Source organism: Paenibacillus sp. (assembly GCF_031177825.1).
GTDB lineage: Bacteria > Bacillota > Bacilli > Paenibacillales > YIM-B00363 > Paenibacillus_AE.
In genome coordinates, this window is the sequence record NZ_JAPSKE010000025.1 from 53,086 (window position 1) to 69,973 (window position 16,888).

General features: G+C 62.9%; 12 protein-coding genes. 3 read left to right on the plus strand and 9 right to left on the minus strand.

Annotation, left to right across the window (positions count from 1 at the left end; translation table 11 throughout):
* Nucleotides 1-188 precede the first annotated feature (188 nt).
* Nucleotides 189-1,625 carry a cardiolipin synthase gene (gene cls / locus RIN49_RS22520; RefSeq protein ID WP_309122400.1) on the minus strand — a complete coding sequence of 479 codons (1,437 nt, stop codon included), beginning with the start codon at nt 1,623-1,625 and terminating at the stop codon, nt 189-191.
* A gap of 190 nt (nt 1,626-1,815) precedes the next feature.
* Here cls and RIN49_RS22525 point away from each other — a divergent pair, with 190 nt between their 5' ends.
* Together RIN49_RS22525 and RIN49_RS22530 are read left to right on the plus strand one after the other, a co-directional pair.
* Entirely contained in the window at nt 1,816-2,820 is a 1,005-nt protein-coding gene (locus RIN49_RS22525) for a peptidoglycan DD-metalloendopeptidase family protein (protein ID WP_309122401.1), read from the plus strand.
* Nucleotides 2,821-2,827: 7 nt separating this feature from the next.
* Nucleotides 2,828-3,250: a bactofilin family protein gene (locus RIN49_RS22530; RefSeq protein WP_309122402.1), complete on the plus strand. Its 423-nt coding sequence runs from the start codon at nt 2,828-2,830 to the stop codon at nt 3,248-3,250.
* Between the two features lie 117 nt (nt 3,251-3,367).
* On the opposite strand, the gene RIN49_RS22535 is transcribed toward RIN49_RS22530, so the two are convergent.
* From RIN49_RS22535 to RIN49_RS22560, 6 genes are all read right to left on the minus strand, one after another.
* Nucleotides 3,368-4,237 (minus strand): M15 family metallopeptidase, encoded by an 870-nt coding sequence (locus tag RIN49_RS22535; protein ID WP_309122403.1) that lies wholly within the window; start codon nt 4,235-4,237, stop codon nt 3,368-3,370.
* Nucleotides 4,238-4,324: 87 nt separating this feature from the next.
* Nucleotides 4,325-5,053, minus strand: a complete 729-nt coding sequence (locus tag RIN49_RS22540; protein ID WP_309122404.1) for a FadR/GntR family transcriptional regulator — start codon at nt 5,051-5,053, stop codon at nt 4,325-4,327.
* A gap of 14 nt (nt 5,054-5,067) precedes the next feature.
* Nucleotides 5,068-5,787 carry a LutC/YkgG family protein gene (locus tag RIN49_RS22545; protein ID WP_309122405.1) on the minus strand — a complete coding sequence of 240 codons (720 nt, stop codon included), beginning with the start codon at nt 5,785-5,787 and terminating at the stop codon, nt 5,068-5,070.
* A complete protein-coding gene (locus RIN49_RS22550; RefSeq protein WP_309122406.1) occupies nt 5,780-7,297 on the minus strand; it encodes a LutB/LldF family L-lactate oxidation iron-sulfur protein in 1,518 nt (505 codons plus the stop codon). Before RIN49_RS22550 ends, RIN49_RS22545 begins: the two co-directional genes overlap by 8 nt.
* A complete protein-coding gene (locus RIN49_RS22555; RefSeq protein WP_309122407.1) occupies nt 7,284-8,024 on the minus strand; it encodes a (Fe-S)-binding protein in 741 nt (246 codons plus the stop codon). The genes RIN49_RS22550 and RIN49_RS22555 overlap by 14 nt, the downstream gene beginning before the upstream one ends.
* 438 nt (nt 8,025-8,462) lie before the next feature.
* Nucleotides 8,463-9,860 carry an extracellular solute-binding protein gene (locus tag RIN49_RS22560; RefSeq protein WP_309122408.1) on the minus strand — a complete coding sequence of 466 codons (1,398 nt, stop codon included), beginning with the start codon at nt 9,858-9,860 and terminating at the stop codon, nt 8,463-8,465.
* A gap of 235 nt (nt 9,861-10,095) precedes the next feature.
* Between RIN49_RS22560 and RIN49_RS22565 the strand changes: the two genes are divergently transcribed.
* A complete protein-coding gene (locus RIN49_RS22565) occupies nt 10,096-13,266 on the plus strand; it encodes a carbohydrate binding domain-containing protein (RefSeq protein ID WP_309122409.1) in 3,171 nt (1,056 codons plus the stop codon).
* Between the two features lie 116 nt (nt 13,267-13,382).
* Here RIN49_RS22565 and RIN49_RS22570 read toward each other — a convergent pair whose 3' ends face one another.
* Both RIN49_RS22570 and RIN49_RS22575 read right to left on the minus strand, forming a co-directional pair.
* Nucleotides 13,383-15,011 carry a response regulator gene (locus tag RIN49_RS22570; protein ID WP_309122410.1) on the minus strand — a complete coding sequence of 543 codons (1,629 nt, stop codon included), beginning with the start codon at nt 15,009-15,011 and terminating at the stop codon, nt 13,383-13,385.
* A gap of 6 nt (nt 15,012-15,017) precedes the next feature.
* The gene (locus RIN49_RS22575) at nt 15,018-16,763 is read right to left on the minus strand and encodes a sensor histidine kinase (RefSeq protein WP_309122411.1); all 1,746 of its coding nucleotides are present in this window, start codon (nt 16,761-16,763) and stop codon (nt 15,018-15,020) included.
* Nucleotides 16,764-16,888 lie beyond the last annotated feature (125 nt).

The following is a 16,888-nucleotide window of genomic DNA, read 5'->3' on the forward strand; positions in this document are numbered from 1 at the left end:
TGACCCGTTTCGGGTCGCCACGGCACGTCGCGCGCCGCCTCCTGACCCGATCCAGGTCAGGCCCGCCGGCCGAGCGGCGCCGCTGACCCGTTTCGGGTCACCTCGGCACGTCGCGCGCCGCCTCCTGACCCGATCCGGGTCACCCCCCGGTCGCTCAGCGCCGAGGCGCCCCATCCCGGCGTCGCCGCCTACAACAGCGGCGAAATGAGCCGGCCGAGCGCCTCCTTGGCGATCTGCAGCTTCCCCCGCGTAGCGAACGCATCGAGCCGAAGTTCCTCGCTCTCGGCGATGTCGAGCAGCACGTCGCTTGCGAACCGAGCGACGATCTTCTCGTCGAAAAACGCAGCGTTAATTTCGAAATTATCAAAGAAACTTCTCAAATCCATATTCGCCGTCCCGGTCGTAGCGAAGTGGTCGTCCACGACGACGATTTTCGCATGCATGAACCCCTTGCGGTACCGGTAGATGCGGACGCCGGTCTGCAGCAGCTCTTCGACGAACGATAACGACGCCCATAACGTCACCTTCGAATCGGCGACGCCCGGAATGACGATGCGCACGTCGACGCCCGCAAGCGCCGCCGTCTTCAGCGCCATCAGCAAGCTGCGGTCGGGGATCAGATACGGCGTCGTGACGAAGATCCGCTCCTTCGCGCTGCAGATCGCCGTGAAGTACATCTCTAAGATCGTGTTCCAATTCGAATCCGGGCCGCTCGGCACGATCTGCACCGTATCCTTCGCCGCGACCGGATGCTTCGGAAAAAATCGCTCCGCGTACGGCAGCCTCTCGCCGCACACGAACTGCCAATCTTTCGCGAACACGCGCTGCAGCTCGTATACGGCATCCCCCATGATTCTTACGGAGGTGTCCCGCCAGTACCCGAGTTTCTTGTCCTTCCCCGTGTATTCGTCCCCGATGTTGATGCCGCCCACGTAACCGACCATTCCGTCCACCACGGTAATTTTCCGGTGGTTTCGGTAATTCAGCCGCTTGTCGAATAAAGCGATCACCGCGGGCAGGAAGCAATGCACATGTCCGCCCGCCGCCCGCAAGCTGTTCCAAAACCCTTTCGGAGTCGAATACGCGCCGATCCCGTCGTAAATAATGCGCACCTCGACGCCCTCCAGCGCTTTACGGACCAGCACATCGTGAAATTTCCGGCCGTACACGTCGTCGTTCCAGATGTAGTACAGCATATGTATGTGATCTTTCGCCCGCTCGATGTCCTCAAGCATCACGCGGTACGTCTCCTGAGCGGACGCGAGCACCGTCGTGTCGTTGCGCATCGTGATCGTCGCGTCGGGGAAACTGCGCAGCAAGCCGAACAACCGTTTCTCCTCCTGCATCGACGGATTCGGGAAGTCCGTAATCCGCTGCAGCTCATGCGCGTGCGGCGGCAGCCGGTGACGATTCGCTTCCTCTACCGTCTCCCGCTCCCTGCGCTTCACCATCGTACGCTGTCGATACTCCCGGGCTATAAAATAATAGACGAATAGGCCGACGATCGGGAGCATGAACATAATGGACAACCATGCGATCGCTTTGGACGGGCGCCTGAGCTCTACGAACAGAACGGTGGCGATTTGGAAAATGAACAGCAGCAAGATCGACGTCAACCAGATCATGAGCGATGAAGTCACCTCCGTGGCGTACCGAATAGGATGCCCGCGGGGCCGGGGGAACATTCGCGCTACGCGATGCGGGAAACCCGACGACCTGGCTTAAATTTCCAAGCGTTCGATTCCCAAAATCGTCCATACTAAATCCCGTTGCGTTTAGAAACGTTACCCCACACAGGCATTCGAAGGAGACGATATGATTCCCCACCGATGGACCAAGAAGCTAACGTTTTTGATCATTCCCGAAGCGAACCGGCAGGTGCGGCGGCTGCAATTTTCCGCCGTCTGGCTCTATGTCTTGCCCCCCGTCGCGCTCCTGTTGGGCGCGTCCGCGGCGGTCTTAGTCCAGACCCAGTCGGCGGCGCTTCAGGCGAACGGCGACATGAAGGCGGAATGGTCGGCCGAACGGGCCGCGCACGAGCGAACCTTGGAAGCGAAAAATACGGAGATCGCGAAGCTTCAGGACGAAGTCGTCCGATTGTCGCAAGAAGCGGAGACGTTCGCCGCGAAGATGGCGGCGCTGCAGTCGCTCGAACGCGAAATTTTGTCCTTGACCGAAGCGGACGACGGGACGCCCGCCGCGGAAGCGAAGCGGGCGAACGGGGGCGTCGCCGGAAGGTTCGTCCCCGCCGGGTCGGCCGTCGGCGGCCAATACGACCCCGTCGACACCGAGGAGGCGCTTCGACTGTCGAAGACGACGCACGGCGACATCGAGGCGATGTCCGTAGAAGCCGAACGGCTCGAAGGCGCGCTGCAAGAAGCGCTGCAGGAAGCGGAGAAGCTCGCGAGTCTGCGGCGCGGCACCCCTTCGATCTTCCCGACGACGTCGACGACGGTGACGTCCTCGTTCGGATACCGCAAGGACCCGTTCACCCGCCGCAGCGCGTACCACAAGGGCATCGACTTCGGCGGCGACGTCGGCGATCCGATCTTCGCGACGGCGGACGGCCAAGTCGCCCGCACCGGGTACGATCGCGCCATGGGTAACTATATTTACGTGAAACACGGCAACGGCTTCGAGACGGTCTACATGCATCTGTCGAAGTCGCTTGTCGCGAAGGGGCAGCGCGTGAAGAAGGGCGACCGCATCGGCAAGCTCGGCTCTACCGGCCGCAGCACCGGCCCGCATCTGCATTACGAGGTACATAAGAACGGCGAACCGATCAATCCGAAACGATATTTCTCCAGTAAGGAAGGATGACCTGAGCATGTTTAAGTCCAAACGCGTCGACGTGAGCGCGACCGATACGTTGATCGGCGAAGGCAGCGCGTTCGAAGGGAAGATCGCATCCGAGACAAGCCTCCGGGTCGAAGGCCGGATGATCGGCGACATCGAGTGCGGCGGCGACGTCGCGATCGGCGAGAGCGGCAAGGCGACGTCGAACATCGACGCGCGCAACGTCGTGATCGCGGGCGTCGTGCACGGCAACGTATCCGCCCGCGGCACTTTGACGCTGACCGGCACCGGCCGGCTGTACGGCGACGCGTCGGCCGACTCGCTCGTCGTCGCCGAGGGCGCCGTATTCCAAGGGATGTGCAAGATGGAAGGAAAGGCGGCCGCCAAGGAAGCGGAGCAGTCGCAGGAGCCGACCCGCGCGCCGCAAGGCGAATACAGCTCGTCGGCGGTATAGCGAAGCGCTCGAGGAAGGTTACCTGATTTCCTCTGTTCTGGGCAAGCCCTCCCCAAGATGTAAAAAAGCCGCCGCGAAAGCATCCATGCTGCTCTCGCGGCGGCCCCTTAGGCGCCGTTATTCTTCTAGAAACTCCTCGAGCGTAAGCCCCTGCTCCGTCACGAACTCGGCGATGTCGACGCCGACGTAGCGCAGATGCCACGGCTCGTATTTGTAGCCGGTGACGTCCTCTTTATCCTTCGGGTACCGGATAATGAAGCCGTGGCTCGCCGCGTTCTCCGCCAACCAGATGCCCTCTACCGTCTCGCCGAACACTTCTTCGAGCGCATAGTTCACGCTGGCCGCGGACACGTCCATGGCGAGGCCCGTCTGATGCTCGCTCTGCCCGGGGTACGCGCTCGTCCGGTTCGCTTCCTCCTCGCCCTTGATGCTCGCGTTGCGCTCGAAGATCGCCTTCTGCGTCGCGTACGATCGATAGCCGGATACCGCCCGCAGCTCGATGCCGTCCTCTTCCGCCTGCGCGAACAGTCGTTCGAGCGCTTCCGCGGCGACCCGCTGCAGCTGCTTCTTCGGATTGTCGCCGTCGAACGAGAACTTCACGTCCGGCACGACGAGATCGTCCGGCTTGTATTTCGCGTCGAGCGGATGCTCCTTGTTGACGAACAAGATCGCCGCCTTCGCCTCGTCGGAGAACGCCGGCGCCGTCTCCTCGTCCCGCGGCTCCTCCGCCTCGGGCGCTTCCTCGGCAGGCTCGTCCGACGACGGAGCTTCCTCCGGCGAGCCCGAGGCCGGAACGTCCTCCGGCTCGGACGGCGCCTCGCCTTCGGCATCCGACGGCTCATCGGCGCCCGCAGGCTCGTCCGCCGGCGCCTCGGTCGGCGCCTGCGCGGACGTATCCGGCTGCAGGTAATCGGCCGCGTACGGCGCCCCGAACCAGACGACCGCGGCCGCGACGACCGGCAGCACGATATATTTAAACACTTTCACCTTCGCTCACCCCGGCATCTTGGTGTATTTCATGTTGTTAAACGTATACACCGGGAGTATAGCATTGCGAACATAGCATTGCCAGACCTATTTTTCCCCATACTTTTGTAGGAGTTGAAGATGTTTCATCAGGATGCTCTCGACATGCTCGAGATGCTCGCGCATGCGGCGTTCCGCGGCCGGCGGGTCGCCGCGCTCGACCGCTTCGAATATGGCCACGTGCTCGAGGTACAGCCGATCCGACACGGACCGGTTCGCGTACAGCTCCGCCCGCCGCGTCTCGCGGATCGCCAGCTCCATCTGCGAAGAGACCGCCTCGAACAGCGTCGGCAGCACCGAGTTGCGCGTGGCCGCCGCCAGCTGGCGATGGAACGCGAGATCGGTGCGCTCGCCGGCTTCCTCGTCGCCGAGGGAGACGCGCATGTCGTTCAGGATGAGCCGGAAGGCGGCGAGATCGTCCTCGGTCCGCTTCCGCGCGGCGAGGCCCGCGTTGGCGATCTCGAACGACTGCCGCGCCTCGAGCAAATCGAGAATCGTGCGCTTATTGAGGACCAGGCTTTCGAGACTTTCGATCCCCGCCGGCGGCGGGGCCAGCACCGTGCTCGCCCCGCCCTGCCGGACGTCGATCAGCCCCATCGCCTTCAACGCGCTGAGCGCCTCCCGCATCGTGGAGCGTCCGACGCCGAACCGCTCCGACAGCTCCTTCGTGGAAGGGAGCTTGTCGCCCGGCTTCAGCTCCCCGTCCACGATCAGCCGCTTCAGCTGTTCCGTAATGTGCTCGTAGTGGTTCCGCTTCGACAGCTTTGCGATGTCCATCTCCCGAAGCCCGCCTATCCTACCAGAATCGCGTACACGACGCCGGGGCCGTGGACGCCGATCGTCAGGTCGTTCTCGATATCGGCGGAGCGGCTCGGGCCCGAGATGAAGTGGACGCCGGCCGGCAGCTGCTCGCGCGGCGTCGCGTCGAGCGGGCGAAGCACTTCGCCGAGGCGCGTCTTCAGCCGGTCCAGCGGCACGATCGCGAACAGCGCCGTCGGCAGCAGGCTGACGGAGCGGCCCTTCCGCGCGGACGACTTCGCGACGAGCGAGCCGGTATAGGCGACGGCATGGTCGACGACGATGAGGCCGATGTCGGCGCCGGCCGCGACCGCGAGCCGATCCGACTTCGGCGCTTCGTCCCACACGACGACGCGCGCCTCCGGCAGCTCCGCTTCGATGGCGAGCGCGTTCAACTCCGGCTGGTTTTGCCGGAGCACCAGCTTCGCTCCGAGCTCGTTAGCCTTCGCCGCGATCCACGCCTTCGCCTCCTCCATGGAGCCGTGACGCACGACATGGCCGCCGGCCTTGCCCCAGTTGTCCGAGAACAACGAGACCCGCTCCTCGAGCGGCAGGTCGAACTCGTTCCAGAACGCCGGCGCGCCTTTGAACGGATGCTTCGGCTTCGAATCGGTTTTCCCGACGCGGCCGAGCCGGCTCGCGATGTTGCCGATAAATTCGGATTGCTTGGCGATCGACCGCGCCTCGAGCCGCTTCAATACATCGTTAGTCATGGCCGCGGCCTCCTTCCTGTTTCCGCTTGGCGAGCGCCGCTTCCATCCGGCGACGCGCTTCCTCGCTTTTCGTTCCCGCCTCCGCTTGCAGCTCGCCGTACAACGTCGTCCAGCGGTCGCGGAACGAATCGCTCGGCAGCGCCGGCAGATGGCGGTACGAATTCCAGCCCGCCAGAGGGCCGATCTTCGCCTTGATGTACCCGTCCCGCGCGACGAGCGGCTGCCCGAGCTTCGCGAGCTTCAGCACGCCGCGGAAGCGCGAGGCGTTCGTCATGATGACCTGGAACCCTTTCATTCCTGCCTTTTCCAACGGGTCGCCGCCCCCGGCCTGTACCTTGCGCCGCCGCAAGTAGACGAGCATGTCGTGCAGCGGAATCTTGACCGGGCACGCCTCGTAACACGCTCCGCAGAGACTCGACGCGTTCGCGATGTCGTCCCACTCGGCGACGTTCTTCTGCAGCGCCGGCGTCAGCACCGCGCCGATCGGGCCGCTGTACGTGCCGCCGTACGCGTGTCCGCCGATGTGGCGGTAGACCGGGCAGGCGTTCAGGCAGGCGCCGCAGCGAATGCAATTGAGCAGCTCCTGGAACTCGGGATCGCCGAGCTGCAGCGAACGGCCGTTGTCGACGATGATGATATGCATCTCCTCCGGCCCGTCGCCGTCGTCCGTCCGCCGGGGGCCGGTAATGCCGGACATATACACCGTCAGACGCTGACCCGTAGCCGAACGCGGCAGCAGCGTCGCCATCACTTCAAGATCGTCCCATGTCGGGATGATGCGCTCCATGCCCATCAGCGTAATTTGCGTCTTCGGCACCGTGGTGACCATGCGTGCGTTGCCTTCGTTTTCGAACAGGACCATCGACCCGCTCTCCGCGATCGCGAAGTTGCAGCCCGTCATGCCGATGTCGGCCTCGAGGAACTTCTCCCGCAGCTTCTTGCGCACGAAGCCCGCCAATATCTTCGTCTCCGGCTCCAGCGTCTCGCCCGCATCCTTCGACAGCAGCTCCGCGATCTGATAGCGGTTCTTATGAATCGCAGGAATGATAATGTGCGACGGCGTCTCGTTGGCTAGCTGAATGATGTACTCGCCGAGGTCCGTCTCGATCGACTCGACGCCGATCCCCTCTAACGCCGCGTTCAAGTGAAGCTCCTCGCTCACCATCGACTTCGATTTCACGACGGAGCGCGCGCCGACGTGCTTCGCGATCGTCAGCGAAATCTCGACCGCCTCCGCAGCCGTATCCGCGAAGTGGATATGGACGCCGTTGGCGCGGGCATTTTCGATGAACGTATTCAAATAGTAATCCAGATGCGCGATCGTATGCAGACGGATTTGCCGGCCGCGCTCGCGCCATTCGTCCCAGTTGCCGTGCTCGGCGGACGCCGCCTTCTTCCCGTTCCGCAGCCGCTCGGTCGTAAACTTGACGGCCTTGCGCAGAAACTCGTCGTTCAGCGCGATGTCCGCGCGTTCCTTGACGGTCGACCCGTGCGCGTTAGCGTGACTCAACGGCCGACACCCCCTCGTAGAGCAGCTCCGCCAGATGCATGACGCGCACCGGCTTGCCGCGATAACGCAAATTGCCCGCGATGTTCATCATGCACCCCATATCGAGGCCGACCAGTACCTCCGCTTCGGTCTCGAGCACATGGTCCGCCTTCTCCGACACCATCGCGCCGGAGATGTCGCACATCTTCACCGCGAACGTGCCGCCGAAGCCGCAGCAATCCTCCGCGAACGGCAGCGGCACCAGCTCCATCCCGCGCACGTTCGCCATCAGCGTCGCCGGCTCGTTCTTGATGCCGAGCAAGCGGCTGCCGTGGCACGACGGGTGATACGTCACTTTGTGCGGGAACGACGCGCCGACGTCCTCGACGCCGAGCACCTGAACGAGAAACTGCGTGAACTCGTACGTCTTCGCCGCGAGCGCGTTCGCTTTCGCGAGCAGCGCGGGGTCGTTTTCGAACAGCTTCGGAAAATAATGATGGATCATGCCGGTGCAAGAGCCCGACGGGGACACGACGAAGTCGCTGTCGTCGAACGCCTCGATCAGCGTCTTCGCCGAAGCGCGCGCCTCGTCCCAATAACCGCTGTTGAACGCGGGCTGGCCGCAGCACGTCTGCGACGCGGGGAAGTCGACCGCCACGCCGTACTTCGCGAGCAGCCGCGCCATCGCTTCGCCCACGCGCGGATAGATGGCGTCGCTCAAACACGTAATAAATAAAGAAACCTTCATGCGCCGAACCGTCCTCTCGGAGGAAATGGTGTGATTTACTTATCAGCTTATCAGACATGTCAAGGAGCGTAAAGAACCTTTTGCTATGTTCGTCCCTCCTGCGGCGTCGACTCTCTTCTTCCCGGCAGCCGACGTCCGGCTTGCGGACGAACCCATCCCGAAGGCCAGCCCCCTTGTCCCGCCCGGCTTGCTTGGCGGTCCTTGCACAGGCATGCGAAGCTGTCGCCGTTACGCCTCCAGCTCTGCCTGCAGATATACAGTTACTTCGTCCCCTATATCCCTGCCGCCTTACAATACCTGCGAAAATACATCTATTTCTAGCTTCAGACCGACGAAGCTGCCGGAGTACCTGCAGATTTGCAGGTATTCCGCTGTTTCTTCCCGTTTTCCGTTCGAATAGCTGTACTTGTGCATTTCCTTTCGAAGCGTTTCGTCGAGCTACTTACCGAGCAGCAGCGACTCCAAGCGAAGGCTGGCCTCCGTTTCGTCCTCGAGCTTCGACCAGTACCCCTTCAGCTCCTCGCGAATCGCCTCGAGCGCCGACGTCCCGAAGCGGAGCTCCTCGTAATCTCGGCATGCGTCCCACAGTTCCGCCGGGTCGGGCTCGCGAGACGGTCGGTTTCCGTCGAACCCGTCGAGAACGGCCAGCGCCTCCGGATGAGCCGGGAGCGTCAGCGTGTCGCGGCGAATGCCGAGCTGCGCCTCCCGGCCGCACAGGAAGCGAACGAACGCTTCCGCCGCTTCGGCATGCTTCGTGTCCGCCGCGACGGCGAGTCCCGTGACGAGCAGCAGCGTTGCGTCGTACCGAAGCCTCGGCAGCCGCGCGACGCCGTAATCGATGCCCGTCTGCAGCAGCCGATTCAACCCGAAGTAAGAGGTCATGATCATCGACACCCGGCCTTCCTGGAACCAACGCTCCGCGTCCGCGTCGTTCTCCGTCCAGAACCGGCGCCCGCCCTCCTGCTGATGGACGAGCTCGCGCGCGACCCGCAGGCTGTCCCACAACGCGGGGTGGTCCGCCGCCCGAGCCCCTTCCCCTTCTTGGAAGCGGAAGCCGTTCTGCAGCAGGAACACCGTCCAGCGGTTCACGGATTGCATATGGGAGGCGAAGCCCGTGACGCCGAGCTCGCCGCCCAGGACGCGGGCGGCCTTCAGCAGCGTGTACCACGTCCAGTCCGGCTGCGGCTCCTCCAGCGAGCAAGCGGCGAGATGTTCGCGGTTGTAGCAGAGCACGATCGGCGAATAGACGAACGGCGCAGCCGCCGCCCGTCCGTCCGCGCGCAGGAACGGAGCGAACAACGACGCGTGCGCGGCTTCCGTCCGCGGCGCGGCCCCGAGCCTCGCGAACGACGCATCCCGCTCCTTCCACTTCAACGCGTCCCAATTGGTCAGCGCGATGACGTCCGCGATGCCGTGTTCCGCATATTCCGCGGGGAACGGCGTCGGAATCGCCCGCACCGCGAAGGTCGGATACGCCCGCTCGAAGGCGGCGATCGACGATGCCATCCGCGCTTCCGTTTCCAGCGACGGGTAATAGGCGAAGCGGAGCGTCGTCCGCTCCCCGCCCGCCGCGGCGTCGACGCGGTCCGGCTTCCGCTCGGGCGGCCGGACGACTTGATTGCCGACGCGTTTCATTTTCACGATCAAGCCCTCTCCCACGAGCGCGTCCAGCGCCTTGCGGACCGATTCCTTGCTCAGCCCGAACGTTCCGCCCAGCTCCACCTCGGAGGGCAAGTAGTCTCCCGGCTGCAGCGCGCCGGAGGCGATGTCCTCGCGCACCCGATCCGCGAGCGCGCGGATGCGGGCCGTAAATTCGCTTCGGCTCGGCCTGGCCATGGCGTTCCCTACCTTCCTTCGTATCTGTTCGTTTCGGATTATTATAGCATGTTGCCCCAGCGAAACGATAGGCGATTTCTAGACTATAAATAGACGGATTTCGACCGTTTTCCCGATTGACATCCTTGCAATTCCCCTGTAGCCTGAACCTATGTAGCCTAGATATCGCCTTGTGGAATTCTAAGACGAGTCTACGGGATATGCATTGTCTTACCAACGTACAAGGAGGAAGATCATGTTGACCAGGAAACGCCCTCTCGCCTTGCTTCTCAGCGCCGCGCTCGCCGTTCCGTCTCTCGCCCCCGCCGCCTTGGCGGACGAAATCGTCGAATACGTCCCGATGCCGGTCGTCAACGGGGATTTCGAAAGCTCGCCGACGGCGCCGACCGGGTGGCGGGTCGTCGCTTCGCCGACTTCCGCGGGCGTCAGCGCGACGATCGTGCAGGACAAGTCGTATTCCGGCGCGAACAGCCTGAAGATCGTCGATGACAACGCGACGAACCAGATCGGCGTCTACGGCGCCAACGTCCCGGCGACGCCGGGAGAGACGTACCGATTGACGGCGAAGGTGTACGTCGCTGCGAAGAGTGTGCGCGGGTACCTTCGGTTTAAGGGCGGTACCAACGCCCCGGTCCTCGGGAGCGAAACCCAGCTCGTCAGCATCCTCTCCTCGAACAACGGCTGGCAGACGATGACGATCGAAGGCACGGCGCCCGCAGGCACCGTGTACGCGGACTTCTACTTCTATATGGGCGGCAGCGGAACCGGCACTTCCGCGTATATCGACGATGTCTCGCTCGACCGGAAGCAAGTCACCGTCGAGAATCCGCTGGCGCTCGTCTACGACGAACCGGTCGAAATCGGCGACGCGGTGAAGATCGCCTTGTCCCAATCGGCGGCGTTCGGGGTCGGCCCGGACGGCCGTCCGGAGCAATACGTGACGACGGTCGGCACCCCTGTAGCGTTCCACGCGGTAGATGCGCTTACGGGAGAGCTCTTGTTTTCGCAAAGCTTGTCCGGCTCCGACACGATCTGGGGGCTGACGAAGGCGCCGGACGGCAACGTGTACTTCAGCACGAACGGCGAATTGTACCGTTACCTGCCCGGAGAGCGCCGCATCGAAGCGTTGGGGCAAAATCCGTCGAACAAGCAAGTGTTCGATCTGAAGGCGAGCGCGGACGGGAAGCTGTACGGCGCGACGTATTCCAGCACGAATCTCGGCCGCGTCTTCGAATACGACATCGCCTCCGGCGTCTTCCGGGATCTCGGCGTCATGAAGGAAGGCCAGCAATACGCCCGCGGGCTCGGCGTGACGGACGACTACGTGTACGTCGGGATCGGCACGACCGCTCACCTCATGCGTTACGACCGGCGCAGCGGCGAGGCGACCGAGATCGACATTCCGGGCGTCTCCGGACGATCCGGCACGCTGTCGGAGATCGACGTCTACGGCGGCAAGCTGTTGGTGTATTCCGGGCTCAAGCTTCACGTCCTCGACGAAGCGACCCATGCGTACATCCGCACGATCGACTTCCAGACGAAGGTGTCTCCGCCTTCCCCTTACGATTCGAACCTAGTGTACTATAAGCAAAACGGCGACCTGTTCGCCTACAATCTCGCTTCCGATACCATCGCGAAGGTCGAGGGCATTCCGGAGCTGCCGGACGACACCGCCGTGAAGTCGCACGCTTGGATTGCGCCGACGAGCGGCGCCTTCGCGGGGAAGACGGTGCTCGCGGGCATGGCGGCCTTCGGCGAGACATTCCTCTACGATCCGACGACGAACGCGTACGAGGAGCACCTCGCGGCAGTGCCTCCTTCGCCCGCGACGGCGAACGCGCTGGAAGCGCAAGGCGATTTCTTGTTCATCGGCGGCTATCAGCGCGGCGTGAGCATCTACGATACGGCGAGCGGGCGGTTCATCTATAACAACCAAGCGTTCCATCAGCCCGAGGGCATCGGCTTCCTCGACGGCAACGTCTACTTCGGCACGTACAGCGGAGCGAAGATGTATCGCTTGGATATGACGAAGCCGCTGGAATACAGCGAGCTAGGCTGGGCGAATCCGGGCCTCGCGGCCGATCTCGAAGCGGATCAGGACCGTCCGTTCACGATGACGAGCGGCGACGGCCAGCTGTTCATCGGCACGTTCCCGACGTACGGTCGTCTCGGCGGCGCCTTGACGATCCTCCGCGAAATCGCGGACGGCGACAACGACCGGCCGCGCATCGAATTCGAGACGTACCAGGGCCTCGTTCCGAACCAGAGCTTGTTCGGCTTGGCTTACGCGAACGGGAAAGTATACGGCGGAACGTCGCGGGCCGGCGGCCTCGGCGTGGAACCGACCGCGTCGGAAGCCAAGATGTTCGTCTTCGACGTCGCGTCGAGGCAGCTGTCCGTCCAGCCGTTCACGCCGCGCATCCCCGGCCTTGAAGGCCCGATCAACTTGATCGGCGAGCTGGAGATCGGTCCCGACGGGCTGCTGTGGGGCATCGCGGACGGCGCCGTGTACAAGGCGGACGGCACCGTGGATGCGTATGACGCCGCGCTGTTCGCCATGAATCCGGAGACGCTCGACGTCGTGAAGAGCAAGATCGTGACGCGGTCGCCGTTCAACACGAGCAAATATCGTCCGTACTATCTCCGCTTCGGCCCGGACGGACTGCTCTACACGAATATCGGGAGAAGCTTGTTCGCCGTCGACCCGGCGGACCTCCGGACGAAGCAGATGATCAACGGCACGGTCAACTTGATGACGCTCGGCTCGGACGGCAGCCTCTATTACATGAACGGCTCCAAGCTGTTTAAGATTCCGGTGAAGATCGACTCGGCGGACATCGCCCTGTCGTCCTCCGGTCCGCTGTACGTCGGCGAAGAAGCGAACGCTTCGGTCTCCGTGAGCTTGGCGAACGGACGGCTAGCCGCGCTCGGCGGGGCGTCGGTCCGGTACGTATCGAGCGATCCGAACGTCGTCGCGGCGACGGCGCAAGGCATCGCCGCCGTAGCCGCGGGCGAGGCGTCGGTCCATGCGGTCGTTACGCTCGACGGCCGAACCGTCGTTACCGCGTCGGTTCAAGCGCGGGTCATGCCGAACCGGTTCGGCGACCTCCGGTTCAATCCGGGGGGCAAGACGGACGGGGCGCTGTACGCGGACGCGCCGGCCGGCGAATCGGTGACGATCGAAGTGCACGGCGGAGGCGCTCTCCTGGCGTCGGAGACCGTGACCGGCGCGACGTACGGGCTTGCGGAGAACGGCCAAGCGGAGTATCGCTTCTCCTTCAAGCCGAAGGACATTCCGCAGGACGCGCAGCAGGTACAGTTCAAAGCTTACCTCGACGGCGAGCTGTACAGCCTGTCGCCTTGGATCGTCCGCTCCCCTCCGGGTCGATCCGAAATCACCGAATAAGCGGGCGACCCCGCAACGAAACCAGGCTCCCCTTCGGCGCAGGCGTACGCAATCGCCTGTCGCCGCGAGGGGAGCCTTCGCGTCGTAGCAGCGCCGCTCCGTCGTCCCGACCTCCGTTATTTGCCGTCCCGGTACTCCTGCGGCGTCATGCCGAACTCTTTCTTGAACACTTTAATGAAATACGGCGGATGCGCGTACCCGAGGCGTTCGGCGATCTCGTAAATTTTATCGTCGGTTCCCTTCAAGAGATGCGCCGCCGTATTCATGCGGAATCGATACAAGTAGTCGCTGAGCGATTCCCCGGTTTCCAGCTTGTACACTCTGGATAAATAGACGGGGTGCAGATGGACGTGCCCCGCGATCGCCTGCAGCGAGACGTCCCCCGTTAGGTGCCGCTCGATGTACTCATGAACCTGCTGCACGACGGACGTGCGCGTCTCTTTCACCTCGTGCTCCATATCGGCGCGGATCCGCTCGATCGACGTACGCGTCCACTCCCTCAGCCGCCCGATCGAACGCAGTCCCCCGCTCTCCGCGAACAAGTCGAATTCCCGGGCGATGACGGTCTCGAGCCTCCGGCCGTTCTTATGAGCGATGTAAGATAGGACGGAGGCGATCGAGTAATAGGCCTCGAGCAGATGCTCCAGCGAGTCGGAGAACCGCGCTTCGAGCTCCTCGAAGATCGCCTCCAGCTTCTCCTCCGCCGTCGACCAGCGCCCGGCCTCCAGCAGATGTTGCAGCAGCGGCGGCTCGTATAACAGCCGAAGCGAATGGACGCCTTCGCCGGCCCCGTGCTGCTCCTTCCACGTGGCGAACAGCTCGCGTTCCGCGCCTAGACGACGCCGCAGCGCGGCGACGGACGACTCGTACAGCGTCGCGACGCCGTCCGGGAACGCGCCCCAAGGGCTCGCGACGATCGAGATCGTTCCTTTCAAGTAGGAATTCACGCTTTTCTGCAGCTGCGCCGCAAGGGTCTCGAGCCGCTCGCGCTCGCGAGGCGATTCGCCAGACTGCTCGCAAGGCGTTAGGGCTTTCGCCAGAAACACCAAATAATCGTGCCGCTCCTTCGCCGCCCACAGCATGAATTCCCCCGCGAAAATTTCCTCCGCCATATTCACGATCGCATATTGGAACAGAGACAAGCTGCCGGGGTCGGACCCGGCGAACGGTTCTTCGAGGCGCACGAGCAAGAGCGATACGGCGTCCCCGGCGGCCAGCTCCACCTCCAGCATCCGCAGCTTTTCCGCAAGCGACTCCGCCGCGAATCTTCGCCCTTGCAGCAGCTCGTTCAGCAAATCCGCCCGGAGCAGCGGGAGATGCTGCCGGAGCGCGTTCAACGCTCTCCGATGCGAGACGACGTCCTCCCACTCCTCCCGAATCCGATCGATCGCCCGGGCGACGGAGGCTAAGAGATCCTCGTAGCGGATCGGCTTCAATAAATAATCCGATGCATGCTGGCGGAGGCCTTCTTGCGCGTATTCGAATTCCGAGTGACCGGAGAGCAGGATCGTCTTCGTCCTCGGAGACCGCTCCCGGATGCGCCCGATCAACTCCACGCCCGAGATGCCCGGCATCCGGATGTCGGTGATGACGATATCGATCGCATGGGCGTCTACAAGCTCTAACGCTTGGTGTCCGGAGTAAGCCCGGTGCACCGTCTCGATTCCGATCGTCTCCCAGGGGACCGTATCGGCCAGGCCGTCCACGACGGTTTCTTCATCGTCCACGATCAACAGTTGGTACATAAGCTCTCATCCTGCCCTTTCTTCCCGATGATGTTCCCCGGACGACGACGGATCGGCCGGCCATTGCAGCGTGACCCGGCACCCGCCCCCTTCGGAGGCCGACAGCGTCAGCCCCGAATCGGCGCCGAATAGATAGATCAGCCGTTGGTTCACGTTCCACATCCCGCAGCCCGTCTCCTCCTGCAGCGGTTCGTCCAGCTTGCGGCGCAGCTCCGCGAGCCGCTCCGGCGTCATCCCGACGCCGTCGTCCTCGATCGTGAACCGGCAGCGCCCGTCCTCCGTCGCCCCCGAAATTCGAATGCGCCCTTCCCCGTCCTTCGGCTCGAGACCGTGCACGATCGCATTCTCGACGATCGGCTGCACGAGCAGCCTCGGGATCGAGAGCTTGCGCATCGACTCCGGAACGTCGATCTCGTATCGGATCCGCTTCAAGCGAAGCTTCTGAATGACCAAGTAGTTTTCAAGAAGACGGACCTCTTCCTCGAGCAGGGGGGTTTGCTTCTCGTGACGGGTCGTGTACCGGTAATATTCGCCGAGGTTGAGCGCCATCGCTTCCACCGCCTGCTCGTCGCCGAGCCTCGCCCGATTTTGAATGAAGAACAAGCAGTTATACAAGAAGTGCGGGTTGATTTGCGATTGCAGCTGCTTTAACGTCGCTTCCCGGGAGCGCAGCTTTTCGGTGTACACCTTCTCGACCAAATCCTGAATTTGCCGGGCCATGCTGTTGAATCGTTCGAAGACGAATCGGAACTCGTTGCGCGGCGCGTCGTCGATCCGCGTTCCGAAATCGCCCATCTTGAGCCGCTGCATGTTTCGGATCAGCTCGCGAAGGGGCAATTGCACGTTGCGGTACAGGATGAAGGAGGCGACCAATCCGAACAAGAGGAGAGAGACCAACACGGAATAAAACAGGTTCCGGCTTCGAACGATCGGCGCCAGCACCTCCTCCAGCGGCACGTAGTCCACTACATACCAATCGAGATTCGGCAAATAGACGGCGCTCGCCAGAAATTCCTTCCCGTCGTACGTAAGCGTCCGGTTGAAAAACGCCCCCCCGACTTCGTCGATCAAGGAGGTCACGCGCTCCCGGATCTCCCGGTCGTCCTCCCGCAGGGCGATCATGCCGTCCCGCGCACGGTAGAGGAACGGCTTCCGCGAGCCCCCGGCGTCGTAGTTATCGAGCATGTCCTCGATATTGCTTCGAGAGAACCGAATCTCCGTCACGAGCTTCGCCTTGAGCGGCTCGCCGTACAAGCTCGCCGGCTCGACCGCGAACCAACCGAACTCACCCGCGGCGCGGTCGTACCTCCAGCCGTGCTCGACGCCCGTCGTGAGCGCGGCCGCGTCGAACACCCGTCCGCGGTCGGTCGATTCCATCTCGCCCGCGCGAGGCGCGAATACGGAAATTTGTTTAATCCAGCCATTGGCGGTCAGCTGCAGCATCAGCCGATCGACGACGTCGGTGCGCGTCCGAATCACTTCCGTGTAACGGCCGTAATCTTTCACGTACTGGAAGTCGTTGACGATGTTGTCCTGGACGAGCAGTACGGCCAGCGTCGCCAATTCCTCCGCCCGCTCGTCCATTTGGCTGGCGAGGAAGACGAGCTGCTTCCGGTTCGATTCGAAAATCTCCTCCCTCACGACCCCCGACGTCGTATCGTTGGAGTACGTGTATAGAACGGAGATCGGGACCAACAAGGCAAAGATCAAGATGACGAGCTTCGCGTACGTGGTCAATCGGTTGCGAACCACGGCCATTCTCCCCTTCCGCGATCAATCGGTTAACAAAGTTATATCGGTCTTTACATTTTCACGTCGAAATGAAAGCGGTTTCCCTCTACAATATAACTGTAACCGATCCAGGATACAACCGCCGG

What these genes read in the sequence shown, in the direction of transcription:
- cls (WP_309122400.1), bottom strand. Translation starts at nt 1,625, where the DNA reads ATGATCTGGTTGACGTCGATCTTGCTGCTGTTCATTTTCCAAATCGCC.
- RIN49_RS22525 (WP_309122401.1), top strand. Translation starts at nt 1,816, where the DNA reads ATGATTCCCCACCGATGGACCAAGAAGCTAACGTTTTTGATCATTCCC.
- RIN49_RS22530 (WP_309122402.1), top strand. Translation starts at nt 2,828, where the DNA reads ATGTTTAAGTCCAAACGCGTCGACGTGAGCGCGACCGATACGTTGATC.
- RIN49_RS22540 (WP_309122404.1), bottom strand. Translation starts at nt 5,053, where the DNA reads ATGGACATCGCAAAGCTGTCGAAGCGGAACCACTACGAGCACATTACG.
- RIN49_RS22545 (WP_309122405.1), bottom strand. Translation starts at nt 5,787, where the DNA reads ATGACTAACGATGTATTGAAGCGGCTCGAGGCGCGGTCGATCGCCAAG.
- RIN49_RS22555 (WP_309122407.1), bottom strand. Translation starts at nt 8,024, where the DNA reads ATGAAGGTTTCTTTATTTATTACGTGTTTGAGCGACGCCATCTATCCG.
- RIN49_RS22560 (WP_309122408.1), bottom strand. Translation starts at nt 9,860, where the DNA reads ATGGCCAGGCCGAGCCGAAGCGAATTTACGGCCCGCATCCGCGCGCTC.
- RIN49_RS22565 (WP_309122409.1), top strand. Translation starts at nt 10,096, where the DNA reads ATGTTGACCAGGAAACGCCCTCTCGCCTTGCTTCTCAGCGCCGCGCTC.
- RIN49_RS22570 (WP_309122410.1), bottom strand. Translation starts at nt 15,011, where the DNA reads ATGTACCAACTGTTGATCGTGGACGATGAAGAAACCGTCGTGGACGGC.